A 15,752-nucleotide genomic window follows, 5' to 3' on the forward strand; every position below is an offset into this window, starting at 1 on the left:
AATACCACGAATTTAGCTAATTAGGTAGACCTCGGGTATCATACACGCACGTGATTTTTGGGGCCATTTATGCGGATCATCAGTGTGAACGTCAATGGTATTCAGGCTGCAGTCGAGCGCGGTTTGCTCAGTTGGCTGCAAGCCCAGAATGCCGACGTCATCTGCCTGCAGGACACCCGCGCCTCCGCCTTTGAACTGGATGATCCAGCCTTCCAACTGGATGGCTACTTCCTTTATGCCTGCGATGCCGAAGTCCCCGCCCAGGGTGGCGTGGCTCTGTACTCGCGGTTGCAACCGAAGGCCGTCATCAGCGGTCTCGGTTTCGAGACGGCGGACCGCTACGGGCGCTACCTGCAAGCCGATTTCGACAAGGTCAGCATCGCGACCTTGCTGCTTCCATCAGGGCAGAACGGCGATGAAGACTTGAACCAGAAGTTCAAGCTCATGGACGACTTCGCCCGCTATCTGGACAAGCAGCGGCGCAAACGTCGTGAATACATCTATTGCGGCTCGCTGTACGTGGCGCAACAGAAGCTCGATATCAAGAACTGGCGCGACAGCCAGCAGTCTCCGGGCTTCCTGGCTCCGGAACGGGCCTGGATGGATGAAATTCTCGGCAACATGGGCTATGTCGACGCCCTGCGCGAAGTCAGCCGTGAAGGTGACCAGTACAGCTGGTGGCCGGATAGCGAACAAGCCGAGATGCTCAACCTCGGCTGGCGTTTCGACTACCAGATCCTGACGCCGGGTCTGCGTCGCTCCGTGCGCAGCGCCCGCCTGCCACGCCAGCCGCGCTTCTCGCAGCACGCGCCGCTGATCGTGGACTACGACTGGACGCTGACCATCTGAGCCAGTGAGACAGGGTCCCGGCGGGAACCTGGACAGCGCCCACAAAAAAGCCGACATCATGTCGGCTTTTTTGCATCTGCTCGTACCGGTCAGTCAGCCAGGGCGGCGTTCTGCAATTCGAAAATCTCGCCCATGCCCTTCTTCGCCAGCTCCAGCATCGCATTCAGCTCTTCAGGCTGGAACGGCGCACCTTCGGCGGTGCCCTGCACTTCGATGAAACCGCCCGTGCTGGTCATCACCACGTTCAGGTCGGTTTCGGCAGCGGAGTCTTCCAGGTAGTCCAGGTCCAGCACCGGTTCGCCCTGGTACATGCCCACCGACACGGCGGCGATCATCTGCTTGAGCGGGTTACCGGCCTTGAGGCCACCGCGCTTCTTGATCACCTTCAGCGCGTCGGCCAGCGCCACCATGGAGCCGGTGATCGACGCCGTGCGGGTGCCGCCATCGGCCTGGATCACATCGCAGTCGACATACAGGGTGATGTCGCCGAGCTTGGACATGTCCAGCGCTGCGCGCAGCGAACGCCCGATCAGACGCTGGATCTCCAGGGTCCGGCCACCTTGCTTGCCACGGCTGGCTTCGCGCTGGGTGCGCTCACCGGTCGCCCGCGGCAACATGCCGTACTCGGCGGTCAGCCAGCCCTGGCCCTGCCCCTTGAGGAAGCGCGGCACCCCATTCTCGACACTGACCGTGCAGATCACTTTGGTGTCGCCGAACTCGACCAGTACAGATCCCTCGGCGTGTTTGGTGTAGTTGCGGGTGATGCGGATCGAGCGAAGCTGATCGGCGGCGCGACCACTTGGACGTTTCATCTGGGAATACCTGTACAGGGACGGAAATCTACCCGGCATTATAGAGGTCATGGCCGGCGCTGGGCACTTCTAAAAATCCAACAGCATACTTCCGGCGTCTACAACCCAACCACAGGGCAGGAGACCTTCGTCCTGCCCGCCACACTGCGCTACAATCCTGCGCCTTTGCTGCCAGTCGGCTTCAATCTACCCATCAGGCCCGCCCGACAACGTCGGCAGGCCCGAACAGCGAGGTACTTCCATGGTCCATAGCATGACCGCCTTCGCCCGTGTCGAAAGTGCCGGAACCCGGGGCACCCTGAGCTGGGAGCTGCGCTCGGTCAACAGCCGCTACCTGGAACCGCACCTGCGCCTGCCGGAATCGTTCCGCGACCTCGAGGGCGCCGTGCGCGAAGCCCTGCGCCAGGGCCTGTCCCGCGGCAAGCTGGAATGCACCCTGCGCTACACCGAGGAAACCGGCGGCCAGCCGCTGCAGATCGACCGCGAGCGCGCCACGCAACTGATCGCCGCCGCCGAGACCGTCGCCAGCCTGATCAAGCAGCCGGCTGCCCTGAACCCGCTGGAAGTCCTGGCCTGGCCCGGCGTGCTGGTGGCCGATGCCAGCGACCCGCAGGCCCTGAACAACCAGGCCCTGGCCCTGTTCGCCGATGGTTTGAAAGAACTCAGGAAAGGTCGCGAGCGCGAAGGTGCGGAACTGGCCCGCCTGATCAACGAGCGCCTGGCCGCGATCGAGGAGGATGTCGCCACCCTGCGCGAGCAGGTGCCGCAGATGCTCGCCACCCAGCGCCAGAAGATTCTCGACCGCTTCGCCGACATGCAGGCCGAACTGGACCCGCTGCGCCTGGAACAGGAAATGGTCCTGCTGGCGCAGAAGAGCGACGTCGCCGAAGAGCTCGACCGCCTGAGCACCCACATCATCGAAGTACGCCGGGTGCTCAAGTCCGGCGGTGCCGCCGGAAGGCGCCTGGACTTCCTGATGCAGGAGCTCAACCGCGAAGCCAACACCCTGGGCTCCAAGGCCTTCGACCCGCGCAGCACCGCCGCCGCGGTCAACCTCAAGGTGTTGATCGAACAGATGCGCGAACAAGTACAGAATATCGAGTAAGGCTACCCCGACATGACCCAAAGCACTGGCACCCTCTACATCATTTCCGCACCGTCGGGCGCAGGCAAGACCAGCCTGGTCAAGGCCCTGATCGACGCCCAGCCGCAGATCCGCGTGTCGGTCTCGCACACCACCCGCGCCATGCGCCCGGGCGAGACCAACGGAGTGAACTACCACTTCGTCGACCGCGCCGAGTTCGTGCGCCTGACCGAACAGGGCGACTTCCTCGAACAGGCCGAAGTCTTCGGCAACCTCTACGGCACCTCCCAGAGCAGTCTGCAGCAGACCCTCGACGCCGGCCACGACCTGATCCTGGAGATCGACTGGCAAGGCGCCCAGCAGGTCCGCCGGCAGATGCCCCAGGCCCGCTCGATCTTCATCCTGCCGCCGAGCCAGCAGGCCCTGCGCCAGCGCCTGAACAACCGCGGCCAGGACAGCGACGAAATCATCGAAGGCCGGATGCGCGAAGCGGTCAGCGAAATGAGCCACTACGTCGAATACGATTTCCTGATCATCAACGACGATTTCGCCCACGCCCTGGACGATCTCAAGGCGATCTTCCGCGCCAACCGTCTGCAACAGCAGCCGCAGCAACAGCAGCATGCCGCCCTGTTGAGCGAGTTGCTGGCCTGAAACAAAGACTTTCCAAAAGCGTCGCAAGGGCTTTACATTGCACCTTGTGGCGCAACGGAATCTCTGCTGAAAAAAACAGCGCTTCCCTAATCGCTGGTGATTTTTTAAACTGTTGAGTCCGCTCGCCCATCCGGGCAGCCCGCCTACCGCATTTGCTACGAGGAACACCATGGCCCGCGTAACCGTTGAAGACTGCCTAGAACACGTGGATAACCGTTTCGAGCTGGTCATGCTCTCCACCAAGCGTGCTCGTCAACTGGCGACCGGCGGCAAAGAGCCGAAAGTGGCATGGGAAAACGACAAGCCTACCGTCGTTGCCCTGCGTGAAATCGCCGAAGGCCTGGTGAACTACGAAATGATCGCCAACGAGGAGATCGTCGAAGACGAACCTCTGTTCGCGGCTTTCGAGGACGAGTCCAACGAGGCCGTCTAAGCCTATGCCTGGTCGACGTAGCACGGCGCAGGGTACAAGGCTTCGGCCGGGGGAAACCTCATGCCGAGCATAGACGCCCTCGCCGATCGCTTATCGACCTACCTCGGTGCCGACCAGGTCAACCTGGTCCGCCGGGCGTACTTCTACGCCGAACAGGCCCACGACGGCCAGCGCCGTCGCAGCGGCGAAGCCTACGTCACGCACCCGCTGGCGGTGGCGAGCATTCTTGCCGACATGCACATGGACCATCAGAGCCTGATGGCCGCGATGCTGCATGACGTGATCGAAGACACCGGGATCGCCAAGGAAGCGCTGCAGGCGCAGTTCGGCGAGACCGTGGCCGAACTGGTCGACGGGGTCAGCAAGCTGACCCAGATGAACTTCGAGACCAAGGCCGAAGCCCAGGCGGAAAACTTCCAGAAGATGGCCATGGCCATGGCCCGCGATATCCGCGTGATCCTGGTCAAGCTCGCCGACCGCCTGCACAACATGCGCACCCTGGAAGTGCTGTCCGGGGAAAAACGCCGGCGCATCGCCAAGGAAACCCTCGAGATCTACGCGCCCATCGCCAACCGCCTGGGCATGCACGCGGTGCGTATCGAGTTCGAGGACCTGGGTTTCAAGGCCATGCACCCGATGCGCTCGGCGCGCATCTACCAGGCGGTCAAGCGCGCCCGCGGCAACCGCAAGGAAATCGTCAACAAGATCGAGGAATCCTTGAGCCACTGCCTGGCGGTGGACGGTATCCAGGGCGAAGTCAGCGGCCGGCAGAAACACCTCTACGGCATCTACAAGAAGATGCGCGGCAAGCGCCGGGCCTTCAACGAGATCATGGACGTCTATGCGTTCCGGGTCATCGTCGACAAGGTCGACACCTGCTATCGCGTGCTCGGCGCCGTGCACAACCTGTACAAGCCGCTGCCCGGCCGTTTCAAGGACTACATCGCGATTCCCAAGGCCAACGGCTACCAGTCGCTGCATACCACGCTGTTCGGCATGCACGGCGTACCGATCGAGATCCAGATCCGCACCCGCGAAATGGAAGAGATGGCCAACAACGGCATCGCCGCCCACTGGCTGTACAAGTCCAGCGGCGACGAGCAGCCCAAGGGCACCCATGCCCGCGCCCGCCAGTGGGTCAAGGGCGTGCTGGAGATGCAGCAACGCGCGGGCAACTCCCTGGAATTCATCGAGAGCGTGAAGATCGACCTGTTCCCGGACGAGGTCTACGTGTTCACGCCCAAGGGCCGGATCATGGAGCTGCCCAAGGGCTCCACGGCGGTCGACTTCGCCTACGCGGTGCACACCGACGTGGGCAACAGCTGTATTGCCTGTCGGATCAATCGCCGTCTCGCCCCGCTGTCCGAACCGCTGCAAAGTGGCTCCACGGTCGAGATCGTCAGCGCCCCCGGCGCCCGGCCGAACCCGGCATGGCTCAACTTCGTGGTCACCGGCAAGGCCCGTACCCATATCCGCCACGCCCTGAAGCTGCAACGCCGCTCGGAATCCATCGCCCTCGGCGAGCGCCTGCTGAACAAGGTGCTCAACGGTTTCGACAGTGCCCTGGACAGGATTCCGGCCGAGCGCGTGCAATCGATCCTCCACGAGTACCGCCTGGAGTTGATCGAGGACCTGCTCGAGGACATCGGCCTGGGCAACCGCATGGCCTACGTGGTGGCCCGACGCATGCTGGGCGAGGGCGAACAGCTGCCGAGCCCCGAGGGCCCGCTGGCGATTCGCGGCACCGAAGGCCTGGTGCTCAGCTATGCCAAGTGCTGTACGCCGATTCCGGGCGACCCGATCGTCGGCCACCTGTCGGCGGGCAAGGGCATGGTCGTGCACCTGGAAAACTGTCGCAATATCAGCGAAATCCGCCACAACCCGGAAAAATGCATCCAGCTCTCCTGGGCCAAGGATGTCACCGGCGAATTCAACGTCGAGCTGCGTGTCGAACTGGAACACCAGCGCGGCCTGATCGCCCTGCTGGCCAGCAGCGTCAACGCGGCCGACGGCAATATCGAGAAGATCAGCATGGACGAACGCGATGGTCGCATCAGCGTGGTCCAGCTGGTGGTCAGCGTGCACGACCGCGTGCACCTGGCCCGGGTGATCAAGAAACTGCGCGCCCTGGCCGGAGTGATCCGCATCACCCGCATGCGTGCGTAGCCTCCCGCGGCCGGACATTACAAGGAGTCATTCATGACCAAGAGCGTTATCAGCACCGACAAGGCCCCTGCTGCCATCGGCACCTACTCCCAGGCGATCAAGGCCGGCAACACCGTGTACATGTCCGGCCAGATTCCCCTGGACCCCAGGACCATGGAACTGGTGGAAGGCTTCGAGGCCCAGACCGTGCAGGTGTTCGAGAACCTCAAGGCCGTGGCCGAAGCCGCCGGCGGCTCGTTCCGGGACATCGTCAAGCTGAACATCTTTCTCACCGACCTGAGCCACTTCGCCAAGGTCAACGAGATCATGGGCAGGTACTTCGAACAGCCGTACCCGGCGCGAGCCGCCATCGGCGTTGCCTCGCTGCCACGCGGCGCGCAAGTCGAGATGGACGCCGTCCTGGTCATCGAATAAGCCCCCGGAACCACACCGCACTGCCTGGCGCGCCCCCCCCCGACAGCGCGCCAGCCTCGCCTGCAAGGATTTCACCATGCGCAAAGCGCTAGCCCTCCCGCTGTTCGCCCTCCTGCTTGGCGGTTGCGCCAGCGATCCCGCCAAATATGACGTCAGCGGCACCTGGATCAACCAGGCCGCCATCGACGCGGCCGTGAAAAAGGGCAGCCTGCGCGAAGCCCTGGCCACTTATGGGCCGAACCTGGAGTGGAGTGTCGACACCCGCACCGGCCAGGCCAAATACAGCAACGGTTTCGAGCGCCCTGAAGGGCAAGTGCGTGCCGATGGCAAGCAGTGGCATGTCGACTTCTATGGCAGCGCCGGCACCTCGCTGGCCCGCGACGGCAAGGAGCTGATCCAGGGCGCCAGCGATTACGAGCCCGAGCAGCCGTTCGTCCGCGCCCCGACCGAACTGCCGGCCAACGCCCCGGTCGGTGCCAGCTTCGAGCAGGCGCTGTATTCGGCGTTCATGGGCGGCGACTGGAAAATCGTCAGTGGCCCGGGTGAAGGCAGCGAGGTGAAATTCCTTCCGGACGGACGCCTCGAAGGCCTACCGGGCGCCGATCGTTACGCCTTGTGCCTGGCGGGCGACTGCGCCTCGATGAGCGGCGACAACGACAGCATCTGGCTGCAGCAGGGCGACCGCGGCAATGCCTGGATCTTCGTCCGCAAGGGCAAGCAACTGGAGATCTTCCAGGCGCTGAACTCGGCGGCCGCCGACGAGAAGCCACAGCTCTATCCCGGCAATCGCCAGTGGCTGCTGGAAAAGTGACAACACCGTTCCTGTAGGAGCCCGACTTGCCGGCGAAGACGCACTCAAGGCCTGGCAAGCCAGGCTCCTGTGGGAGCGGGCTTGCCGACGAAGCCTTCAGCGCCCTTCGAGAATCGCCGCATACCCCTCGCGATAGCTGGGATAACGCGGAACCCAGCCCAGCGCCCGTGCCCGGGCGTTGCTGCAACGCTTGCTGCCAGTACGACGCACGCTGGCCTCGGCATCCCATTCGGTGACCCCCAGGTATTCGCGCAACCAGGCCACCACCTCGGCCAACGGAGCTGGCGCATCATCGACACCGATGTAGCAATCCTCCAGCACCCGGCCCGCCCGATCGGCCTCCAGCAGGAATGCCAGCAACCCGGCCGCATCGTCGGCATGAATGCGATTGCCGTAGAGCGGTGGCTCGACAGCCACCCGATAACCCCGGCGCACCTGAGTCAGCAGCCACTCGCGGCCCGGCCCGTAGATCCCGGTCAGGCGCACCCGGCTCGCCGCAATGCCACTGTCGAGTGCCAGTTGCTCGGCCTCGAGCATCAACCGCCCGGAGTAACCCTCGGCTTCGGTCGCCGACGTTTCATCCACCCACTCGCCCTGCTGCTGCACGTAGACGCTGCTGCTGGAGACGAACAACAGCCGCCGTGGCCGCTGCCCGGACTCCCCGAGCCAGCCCAGGACATGCCGCAGACCGTCGACATAGGCCGCCCGATAGCCGGCCTCGTCGTGCTCGGTCGCCGCCGCGCAATACACCACATAGTCCAGTGAACCGGTCGGCCAGCCCGCAGGGCGCTGCGCACTGAACAGATCGCCCGCCACCCCCTGCACGCCCTCCGGCAGACGGGAAATCGAGCGGCGCAGACCGTAGACCTGCCAGCCCCGGCCCAGCAGTTGGCTGGCCAGGCGAGAACCGACATCCCCGCAGCCGGCAATCAGAACAGAAGGAGCGGACATCGGAAACCTCCACGCAAAGGGCCACAGCCTAGCGTCAGGAATGGACGAACGGCCAGCAATCGAAGAAAAAAAGATACTCTATTACTTCTGTTAACAAGAATTACTTGCAATAATGACCACCCATTTGTTCTCGGCCCAACGAGGCCTGGAAGGACAAGACCCACTTTTACTTCGCTCAGGTCCGGCCAGCATGACACGCATTCACTCCTCCGCCTCGCCAACCCAGTTCCACAGCCCGTCGCGCGTCTGGCGCTCGGTGGCAGCGGTGCTGTTCAGCCTGTTGCTGGCCCCGACCGCCGCATTCGCCGATGAGCCGGCCAACCACGCCGCACCGGCCGCCACCGCAGCAGCACCGGCCGCGACCGCGCCGATCGCGGCCGACCAGGCCCCCGTGGAGAACGCCGCCCCGGCCGAGGCCTCCGATACCGACGCACTGCCAGCCGAAGGCAACAGCCTGGGCATGTCCCACGACCTGTCTCCGTGGGGCATGTACCAGAACGCCGACATCATCGTGAAGCTGGTCATGATCGGCCTGGCCATCGCCTCGATCATCACCTGGACCATCTGGATCGCCAAGGGCTTCGAACTGCTGGGCGCCAAGCGTCGCCTGCGCGGTGAAATCGCCAGCCTGAAGAAAGCCGTGACCCTCAAGGACGCCAGCGCCACCGCCGCCAAGGAAGGTACCCTGGCCAACCTGCTGGTGCACGATGCCCTCGAGGAAATGCGTCTGTCGGCCAACAGCCGCGAGAAGGAAGGTATCAAGGAACGCGTCAGCTTCCGCCTGGAGCGCCTGGTGGCCGCCTGCGGCCGCAACATGAGCAGCGGCACCGGCGTACTGGCCACCATCGGCTCCACCGCACCGTTCGTCGGTCTGTTCGGTACCGTATGGGGCATCATGAACAGCTTCATCGGCATCGCCAAGACCCAGACCACCAACCTCGCCGTGGTTGCCCCGGGTATCGCCGAAGCCCTGCTGGCGACCGCCCTCGGCCTGGTCGCCGCCATTCCGGCGGTGGTCATCTACAACGTCTTCGCCCGCTCCATCGCCGGCTACAAGGCCCAGGTTTCCGACGCTTCGGCCCAGGTTCTGCTGCTGGTCAGCCGTGACCTGGACCACCTGCCGTCCGAGCGCGCCAGCCAGCCGCACATGGTCAAGGTAGGTTAATCCGCCATGGGTCTGCATTTGAAGGAAGGCGCGGACGACGAGCTGTCCGAGAACCACGAAATCAACGTCACGCCGTTCATCGACGTGATGCTGGTACTGCTGATCATCTTCATGGTGGCGGCGCCCCTCGCCACCGTGGACATCAAGGTTGACCTGCCGGCCTCGACCGCCAAGCCGTCGCCACGGCCCGAGAAACCGGTGTTCCTCAGCGTCAAGGCCGACCAGAAGCTGTTCCTCGGCGAGGAAGAGGTCAAGGCCGAGTCCCTGGGCCCGGCCCTGGACGCCAAGACCCATGGCAAGAAGGACACCACCATCTTCTTCCAGGCCGACAAGGGTGTGGACTACGGCGACCTGATGCACGTCATGGACGCGCTGCGCGCGGCCGGTTACCTGAAGGTCGGCCTGGTCGGACTTGAGACGGCAGCCAAGAAATGATCACGACGCGCCAAAAACTGACGCGTTACGGCGGTAGCCTGGCCCTGGTGCTGGGCGTTCACGCGGTGGCGATCCTCGCCGCCCTGAACTGGTCGGTGTCCAAGCCGATCGAACTGCCGCCGCAGGCGATGATGGTCGAGCTGGCCCCGCTGCCGCCCGCGCCGCCCCCACCGGCCCCGCCCAAGGTGGTGACCCCGCCGAAGCCGCCGGAGCCGGAGGAAGAGCTGCCGCTGCCGAAGCTGGCCGAGGCACCGAAACCGACGATCTCGGTCCCCAAGCCGGTCAAGCCCAAACCCAAGCCACAGCCGCCCAAGCCGGAAGTGAAGAAGGAACCGGAGAAGGAAAAGCCCAAGGAAGAGGAGAAACCTTCCGAGGAGCCGCCGACCACCCGTCCGCCGGAGAAATCCGCGGCGCCGGCACCGGGCCCATCGCCCCAGCAGCTCGCCGCCAAGGCCAGCTGGGAAGGCACCCTGCTGGCGCACCTGGGCAAGTACAAGAAGTACCCGCCTGCCGCCCAGTCGCGCGGCAAGGAAGGCCTGAACCGTCTGCGCTTCGTCGTCGACGCCGAAGGCAAGGTGCTCTCGTACGAACTGGTGGGCCGTTCGGGCAACGCCGACCTGGACCGGGCCACCCTGGAAATGATCCGTCGTGCCCAGCCGCTGCCCAAGCCGCCGGCCGACATGCTGACCAACGGCAGCATCGAGATCGTTGCGCCCTTCGTCTACTCGATCGACAAGCGCAACCGCTAGCCCTTCCCGAATCCCACGCAACCCGTGGGATTCTTCCTTTTTTCATATAGAAACTGACAGCGGCTTTGGCTCGCCCCTTGTGGGAGCGGGCTTCCACAGCGCCTCCCTGCCGCCCCCTCCGATCGACATTGACGACAATCTTCACCAAACCTTCACCTGATAACGTGCGTCTATCGATTGCAGCCGTTATGCTTGGTTGGCAACTTCATGGACGCCCACTATGACCCTGACAGAATTACGCTACATCGTTACCCTCGCCCAAGAGCAGCACTTCGGCCACGCGGCCGAGCGCTGCCATGTCAGCCAGCCGACGCTGTCAGTGGGCGTGAAGAAGCTGGAAGACGAGCTGGGCGTACTGATTTTCGAGCGCAGCAAGAGTGCCGTGCGCCTGACGCCGGTTGGCGAAAGCATCGTGGCCCAGGCCCAGAAGGTCCTGGAACAGGCCCAGGGCATCCGTGAGCTGGCCCAGGCCGGGAAGAACCAGCTGACCGCACCGCTGAAGGTCGGCGCGATCTACACCGTCGGCCCGTACCTGTTCCCGCACCTGATCCCGCAACTGCACCGGGTCGCCCCGCAGATGCCGTTGTACATCGAGGAAAACTTCACCCACGTGCTGCGCGACAAGCTGCGCAACGGCGAACTGGACGCGGTGATCATCGCCCTGCCGTTCAACGAGGCCGATGTGCTGACCCTGCCGCTGTACGACGAGCCGTTCTACGTGCTGATGCCGGCCACGCACCCCTGGACCCGCAAGGAAACCATCGACAGTACCCTGCTCAACGACAAGAGCCTGCTGCTGCTCGGCGAAGGCCACTGCTTCCGCGACCAGGTCCTCGAAGCCTGCCCGACCCTGGGCAAGGGCACCGAAGCGTCCAAGCACACCACGGTCGAGTCCAGTTCGCTGGAAACCATCCGCCACATGGTGGCCTCGGGCCTGGGCGTGTCGGTACTGCCGCTGTCGGCCGTGGACAGCCATCACTATGCGCCCGGCGTCATCGAGGTGCGTCCGCTGACGCCGCCGACACCGTTCCGCACCGTGGCCATCGCCTGGCGCGCCAGCTTCCCGCGACCCAAGGCGATCGAGATCCTCGCCGATTCGATCCGCCTGTGCTCGGTGGCCAAGCCGCCCGTTGCGAGCTGAATGCCGTGACCGAGCTGTCGCAGGTCTCAGTCACGGCACTCAAGGGTGTCGGCGAAGCCATGGCCGAGAAACTGGCCAGGGTCGGCCTGGAAACCATCCAGGATGTACTGTTCCACCTGCCCCTGCGCTACCAGGACCGCACCCGCGTGGTTCCCATCGGCGCCCTGCGCCCCGGCCAGGACGCGGTGATCGAGGGCGTGGTCATCGGCGCCGATGTGGTCATGGGCAAGCGCCGCAGCCTGCTGGTGCGCCTCAATGACGGCACCGGCAGCCTGAGCCTGCGCTTCTACCACTTCAGCAACGCCCAGAAGGAAGGCCTCAAGCGCGGCACCCATGTGCGCTGCTACGGTGAGGCCCGCCCCGGCGCTTCGGGGCTGGAAATCTACCACCCGGAATACCGCGCGCTGACCGGCGACGAGCCACCGCCGGTGGACCAGACCCTGACGCCGATCTACCCGCTGACCGAGGGCCTGACCCAGCAACGCCTGCGCCTGCTGAGCCAGCAGAGCCTGGCCATGCTCGGCCCGCGCAGCCTGCCGGACTGGCTGCCGCGGGAGTTGGCCAGCGACTACCAGCTGGCACCGCTGGACGATGCGATCCGTTACCTGCACCAGCCGCCGGCCGATGCCGACGTCGAGGAACTCGCCCTCGGTCACCACTGGGCCCAGCATCGGCTGGCCTTCGAAGAATTGCTCACTCACCAACTGTCCCAGCAGCGCCTGCGCGAAAGCCTGCGGGCCCTGCGTGCCCCGGCGCTACCGAAAGCGCGCAGGCTGCCCGCACAGTTTCTCGCCAACCTCGGTTTCCCGCCGACCGGCGCCCAGCAGCGGGTGGGCAACGAGGTCGCCTATGACCTCAGCCAGCCCGAGCCGATGCTGCGACTGATCCAGGGCGATGTCGGCGCGGGCAAGACCGTGGTCGCCGCCCTGGCCGCTCTGCAGGCGCTGGAAGCCGGCTACCAGGTGGCGCTGATGGCGCCGACCGAGATTCTTGCCGAGCAGCATTTCATCAATTTCCAGCGCTGGCTCGCCCCGCTGGGCATCGAGACCGCCTGGCTGGCCGGCAAGCTCAAGGGCAAGGCCCGCGCCAACGCCCTCGAACAGATCGCCAACGGCACACCGATGGTGGTCGGCACCCACGCCCTGTTCCAGGACGAAGTGCAGTTCAGGAACCTGGCCCTGGTGATCATCGACGAACAGCACCGCTTCGGCGTCCAGCAGCGCCTGGCGTTGCGCCAGAAGGGCGTTGGCGGGCAGATGTGCCCGCACCAGCTGATCATGACCGCCACACCGATCCCGCGCACGCTGGCGATGAGCGCCTACGCCGATCTCGACACCTCGATCCTCGACGAACTGCCACCCGGCCGGACGCCGGTGAACACCGTGCTGGTCGCCGACAGCCGGCGCTTCGAGGTGGTGGAACGGGTCCGCGCCGCCTGCGCCGAAGGGCGGCAGGCCTACTGGGTCTGCACGCTGATCGAGGAGTCCGAGGAACTGACCTGCCAGGCCGCCGAGACCACCTTCGAAGAGCTGACCGCCGCCCTCAGCGAACTGCGGGTCGGGCTGATCCACGGGCGCATGAAAGCCGCGGAGAAAGCCGCGGTGATGGCCGAATTCAAGGTCGGCAACCTGCAACTCCTGGTCGCCACCACGGTGATCGAAGTCGGTGTCGACGTGCCCAACGCCAGCCTGATGATCATCGAGAACCCCGAACGCCTGGGCCTGGCGCAGTTGCACCAGTTGCGCGGCCGGGTCGGTCGCGGCAGCGCCGTCAGCCACTGCGTGATGCTCTACCACCCGCCACTGTCGCAGATCGGCCGCCAGCGCCTGGGGATCATGCGCGAGACCAACGATGGCTTCGTCATCGCCGAAAAGGACCTGGAGCTGCGCGGTCCCGGGGAAATGCTCGGCACCCGCCAGACCGGGCTGCTGCAGTTCAAGGTCGCCGACCTGATGCGCGACGCCGACCTGCTTCCGGCCGTGCGCGATGCGGCTCAAGCCCTGCTGGCACGCTGGCCGCAGCACGTCAGCCCGCTGCTGGAACGCTGGCTGCGCCACGGCCAACAATACGGCCAAGTGTGATAGACCTCACATTTCGTGGACCAATGACCGGGACAAGCTGGTTATACTGCTGAAATTGTAGGAAGCCGGATACAGACCATGACTGAAGTTGCCCTCATCGATGCAACCCCGCACACCCCGTCTGTGGTTCGAATGCTGCTCGACAAGCTCGCCATCAACTACCGTGAAGTCACCGACTCCCCGAGTCTGCCGGCGGCGCGCAAGGTTCAGGCGGTGCTGCTCGATGACGCAGTCGGTGCGCTCATGGTGCTGTTCCCGCAGAACCAACTGCTCGACCTCAACCGCCTGGCCGAACTCACTGGTCGGCGCCTGACGGCGGTGTCGACCGAACGCCTGGAGCGCATGCTCGGCAAGCACAGCCTGCACCTGTTGCCCGGCCTGCCAGCGCTGACCAGTTCGCCCTGCCTGTACGAAGAACAGCTGCTGCGCGAGCCGAGCCTGCTGATCAACTCCGGCGAAACCGGCCTGCTGCTGGAAATCGCCACCGACGACTTCAGGAGCATGCTTACCAAGGCCAGCGCCGCCAGCTTCGGCGAAGCCCTGGGCAACATTCGTCCGAACCTCGACCGTCCGGACGACGATCGCAAGGAAATCACCCAGGCGGTCCAGGTGTTCACCGCCCGGCGCATCCAGCAGCGCCTGGAAGCGACCATCGAGATTCCACCGCTGGCGGAGACTGCGCAGAAAATCATCAAGCTGCGGGTCGACCCTGACGCAACCATCGACGACATCACCGGCGTGGTCGAGACCGACCCGGCCCTGGCCGCCCAGGTGGTGAGCTGGGCGGCGTCACCGTACTACGCCTCGCCGGGCAAGATCCGCTCGGTGGAAGACGCGATCGTACGGGTGCTGGGCTTCGACCTGGTGATCAACCTGGCGCTCGGCCTGGCCCTGGGCAAGACCCTGAGCCTGCCCAAGGACCAGCCACAGCACAGCACGCCGTACTGGCAGCAATCGATCTACACCGCCGCGGTGATCGAGGGCCTGACCCGCGCCATGCCGCGCACCCAGCGCCCGGAAGCCGGCCTGACCTACCTGGCCGGCCTGCTGCACAACTTCGGCTACCTGCTGCTGGCCCACGTGTTCCCGCCGCATTTCTCGCTGATCTGCCGGCACCTGGAGGTCAACCCGCACCTGTGCCACAGCTATGTCGAGCAGCATCTGCTGGGTATCAGCCGCGAGCAGATCGGCGCCTGGCTGATGCGCTACTGGGACATGCCGGACGAACTGGCCACCGCCCTGCGCTTCCAGCACGACCCGCACTACGATGGCGTGTATGCCGAGTATCCGAACCTGGTGTGCCTGGCGGTGCGCCTGCTGCGCAGCCGCAACATCGGTTCCGGGCCGGACGAAGAAATCCCCGACGCCCTGCTCGATCGCCTGGGCCTGAGCCGCGACAAGGCCGAGGACGTGGTGAACAAGGTGCTCGAAGCCGAAGTACTGCTGCGCGAGCTGGCTTCGCAGTTCAGCCAGCACTGAATCCCCCCGACGACTGCAGACCCGGACACCGATCGTTCCCACGCTCGGCGTCCGCTCTTGTGACGCACAGCGTCACGGGCTGTATTCCCACGCGGAGCGTGGGAACGATCAAGAGAGGTGACGCTTCAGGCCTTCTTTTTCTTCGGCTTGAGGTACTTGGTCAGCCCCTGGAACCAGATCACCAGGGCCGGATTGCCCTTGATCTGGATCGACTTGTCCTGAATCCCCGTCATGAACGCCAGTTGCTTGTTCTTCGCCTGCAGCGTGGCGAAGCCGTACGCGGCATCCTTGAAGCCGATGGCGAACGCCGGCTCCGGATGGGTTCCGGACTTGCTGCTGATACGCAGGTCCCTGACGATGAAGTGACGGGCGATCCTGCCGTCCAGGGTCTGCAGCTGGAACACCAGCGCCTTGTCGGCCAGTTGCTGCTGGAACGCGGGGTTATTGCGACTGGCCCGGGCCATCAGCAGGCCCATCGCCCAGAGAAGAAAACGGAATTTCATGCACAACGCCTCGGCAGAAAAATGA

16 protein-coding genes are annotated in these 15,752 nt (G+C 64.7%); 13 read left to right on the forward strand and 3 right to left on the reverse strand.

Going from position 1 to position 15,752, the window contains the following annotated elements:
* The first annotated feature begins 69 nt into the window (after positions 1-69).
* The gene (locus ACMGT0_RS00185) at positions 70-849 is read left to right on the forward strand and encodes an exodeoxyribonuclease III (RefSeq protein ID WP_416771020.1); all 780 of its coding nucleotides are present in this window, start codon (positions 70-72) and stop codon (positions 847-849) included.
* A gap of 89 nt (positions 850-938) precedes the next feature.
* On the opposite strand, the gene rph is transcribed toward ACMGT0_RS00185, so the two are convergent.
* Positions 939-1,661, reverse strand: a complete 723-nt coding sequence (gene rph, locus ACMGT0_RS00190) for a ribonuclease PH (RefSeq protein WP_054056360.1) — start codon at positions 1,659-1,661, stop codon at positions 939-941.
* A 241-nt stretch (positions 1,662-1,902) separates the two neighbouring features.
* Here rph and ACMGT0_RS00195 point away from each other — a divergent pair, with 241 nt between their 5' ends.
* The 6 genes from ACMGT0_RS00195 to ACMGT0_RS00220 all read left to right on the forward strand — a co-directional run bounded on the left by ACMGT0_RS00195 (position 1,903) and on the right by ACMGT0_RS00220 (position 7,223).
* Entirely contained in the window at positions 1,903-2,766 is an 864-nt protein-coding gene (locus tag ACMGT0_RS00195; protein WP_054056359.1) for a YicC/YloC family endoribonuclease, read from the forward strand.
* 12 nt (positions 2,767-2,778) lie between these two features.
* Positions 2,779-3,399: a guanylate kinase gene (gene gmk, locus ACMGT0_RS00200; RefSeq protein ID WP_054056358.1), complete on the forward strand. Its 621-nt coding sequence runs from the start codon at positions 2,779-2,781 to the stop codon at positions 3,397-3,399.
* Positions 3,400-3,568: 169 nt separating this feature from the next.
* Positions 3,569-3,832 (forward strand): DNA-directed RNA polymerase subunit omega, encoded by a 264-nt coding sequence (gene rpoZ, locus ACMGT0_RS00205; RefSeq protein WP_026144814.1) that lies wholly within the window; start codon positions 3,569-3,571, stop codon positions 3,830-3,832.
* 60 nt (positions 3,833-3,892) lie between these two features.
* The gene (spoT, locus tag ACMGT0_RS00210; protein WP_054056357.1) at positions 3,893-5,998 is read left to right on the forward strand and encodes a bifunctional GTP diphosphokinase/guanosine-3',5'-bis pyrophosphate 3'-pyrophosphohydrolase; all 2,106 of its coding nucleotides are present in this window, start codon (positions 3,893-3,895) and stop codon (positions 5,996-5,998) included.
* A gap of 33 nt (positions 5,999-6,031) precedes the next feature.
* Positions 6,032-6,412 carry a RidA family protein gene (locus tag ACMGT0_RS00215; protein WP_054056356.1) on the forward strand — a complete coding sequence of 127 codons (381 nt, stop codon included), beginning with the start codon at positions 6,032-6,034 and terminating at the stop codon, positions 6,410-6,412.
* Positions 6,413-6,488: 76 nt separating this feature from the next.
* Complete coding sequence (locus tag ACMGT0_RS00220; protein ID WP_054056355.1) at positions 6,489-7,223, forward strand: hypothetical protein; 735 nt, start codon at positions 6,489-6,491, stop codon at positions 7,221-7,223.
* Positions 7,224-7,319: 96 nt separating this feature from the next.
* Here the strand turns inward: ACMGT0_RS00220 and ACMGT0_RS00225 are convergent, their stop codons facing one another.
* Positions 7,320-8,174 (reverse strand): SDR family oxidoreductase, encoded by an 855-nt coding sequence (locus ACMGT0_RS00225; RefSeq protein WP_054056354.1) that lies wholly within the window; start codon positions 8,172-8,174, stop codon positions 7,320-7,322.
* A 190-nt stretch (positions 8,175-8,364) separates the two neighbouring features.
* Between ACMGT0_RS00225 and exbB the strand changes: the two genes are divergently transcribed.
* From exbB to ACMGT0_RS00255, 6 genes are all read left to right on the forward strand, one after another.
* Positions 8,365-9,339 carry a tonB-system energizer ExbB gene (gene exbB, locus ACMGT0_RS00230; protein ID WP_054063489.1) on the forward strand — a complete coding sequence of 325 codons (975 nt, stop codon included), beginning with the start codon at positions 8,365-8,367 and terminating at the stop codon, positions 9,337-9,339.
* A 6-nt stretch (positions 9,340-9,345) separates the two neighbouring features.
* Positions 9,346-9,774 (forward strand): TonB system transport protein ExbD, encoded by a 429-nt coding sequence (exbD, locus tag ACMGT0_RS00235; RefSeq protein ID WP_054061276.1) that lies wholly within the window; start codon positions 9,346-9,348, stop codon positions 9,772-9,774.
* Entirely contained in the window at positions 9,771-10,523 is a 753-nt protein-coding gene (locus ACMGT0_RS00240; protein ID WP_054061277.1) for an energy transducer TonB family protein, read from the forward strand. The genes exbD and ACMGT0_RS00240 overlap by 4 nt, the downstream gene beginning before the upstream one ends.
* A 220-nt stretch (positions 10,524-10,743) precedes the next feature.
* Positions 10,744-11,664: a hydrogen peroxide-inducible genes activator gene (locus tag ACMGT0_RS00245; RefSeq protein WP_054061278.1), complete on the forward strand. Its 921-nt coding sequence runs from the start codon at positions 10,744-10,746 to the stop codon at positions 11,662-11,664.
* Positions 11,665-11,669: 5 nt separating this feature from the next.
* Entirely contained in the window at positions 11,670-13,745 is a 2,076-nt protein-coding gene (recG, locus tag ACMGT0_RS00250; protein WP_416773587.1) for an ATP-dependent DNA helicase RecG, read from the forward strand.
* A gap of 78 nt (positions 13,746-13,823) precedes the next feature.
* Positions 13,824-15,224, forward strand: coding sequence for an aminoacyl-tRNA deacylase and HDOD domain-containing protein (locus tag ACMGT0_RS00255; protein ID WP_054061279.1), 1,401 nt, complete (start codon positions 13,824-13,826; stop codon positions 15,222-15,224).
* 125 nt (positions 15,225-15,349) lie between these two features.
* On the opposite strand, the gene ACMGT0_RS00260 is transcribed toward ACMGT0_RS00255, so the two are convergent.
* The gene (locus ACMGT0_RS00260; protein WP_054061280.1) at positions 15,350-15,727 is read right to left on the reverse strand and encodes a hypothetical protein; all 378 of its coding nucleotides are present in this window, start codon (positions 15,725-15,727) and stop codon (positions 15,350-15,352) included.
* Between the last annotated feature and the right edge of the window lie 25 nt (positions 15,728-15,752).

This window comes from Pseudomonas sp. RHF3.3-3, from assembly GCF_048069595.1.
GTDB lineage: Bacteria > Pseudomonadota > Gammaproteobacteria > Pseudomonadales > Pseudomonadaceae > Aquipseudomonas > Aquipseudomonas fuscovaginae_B.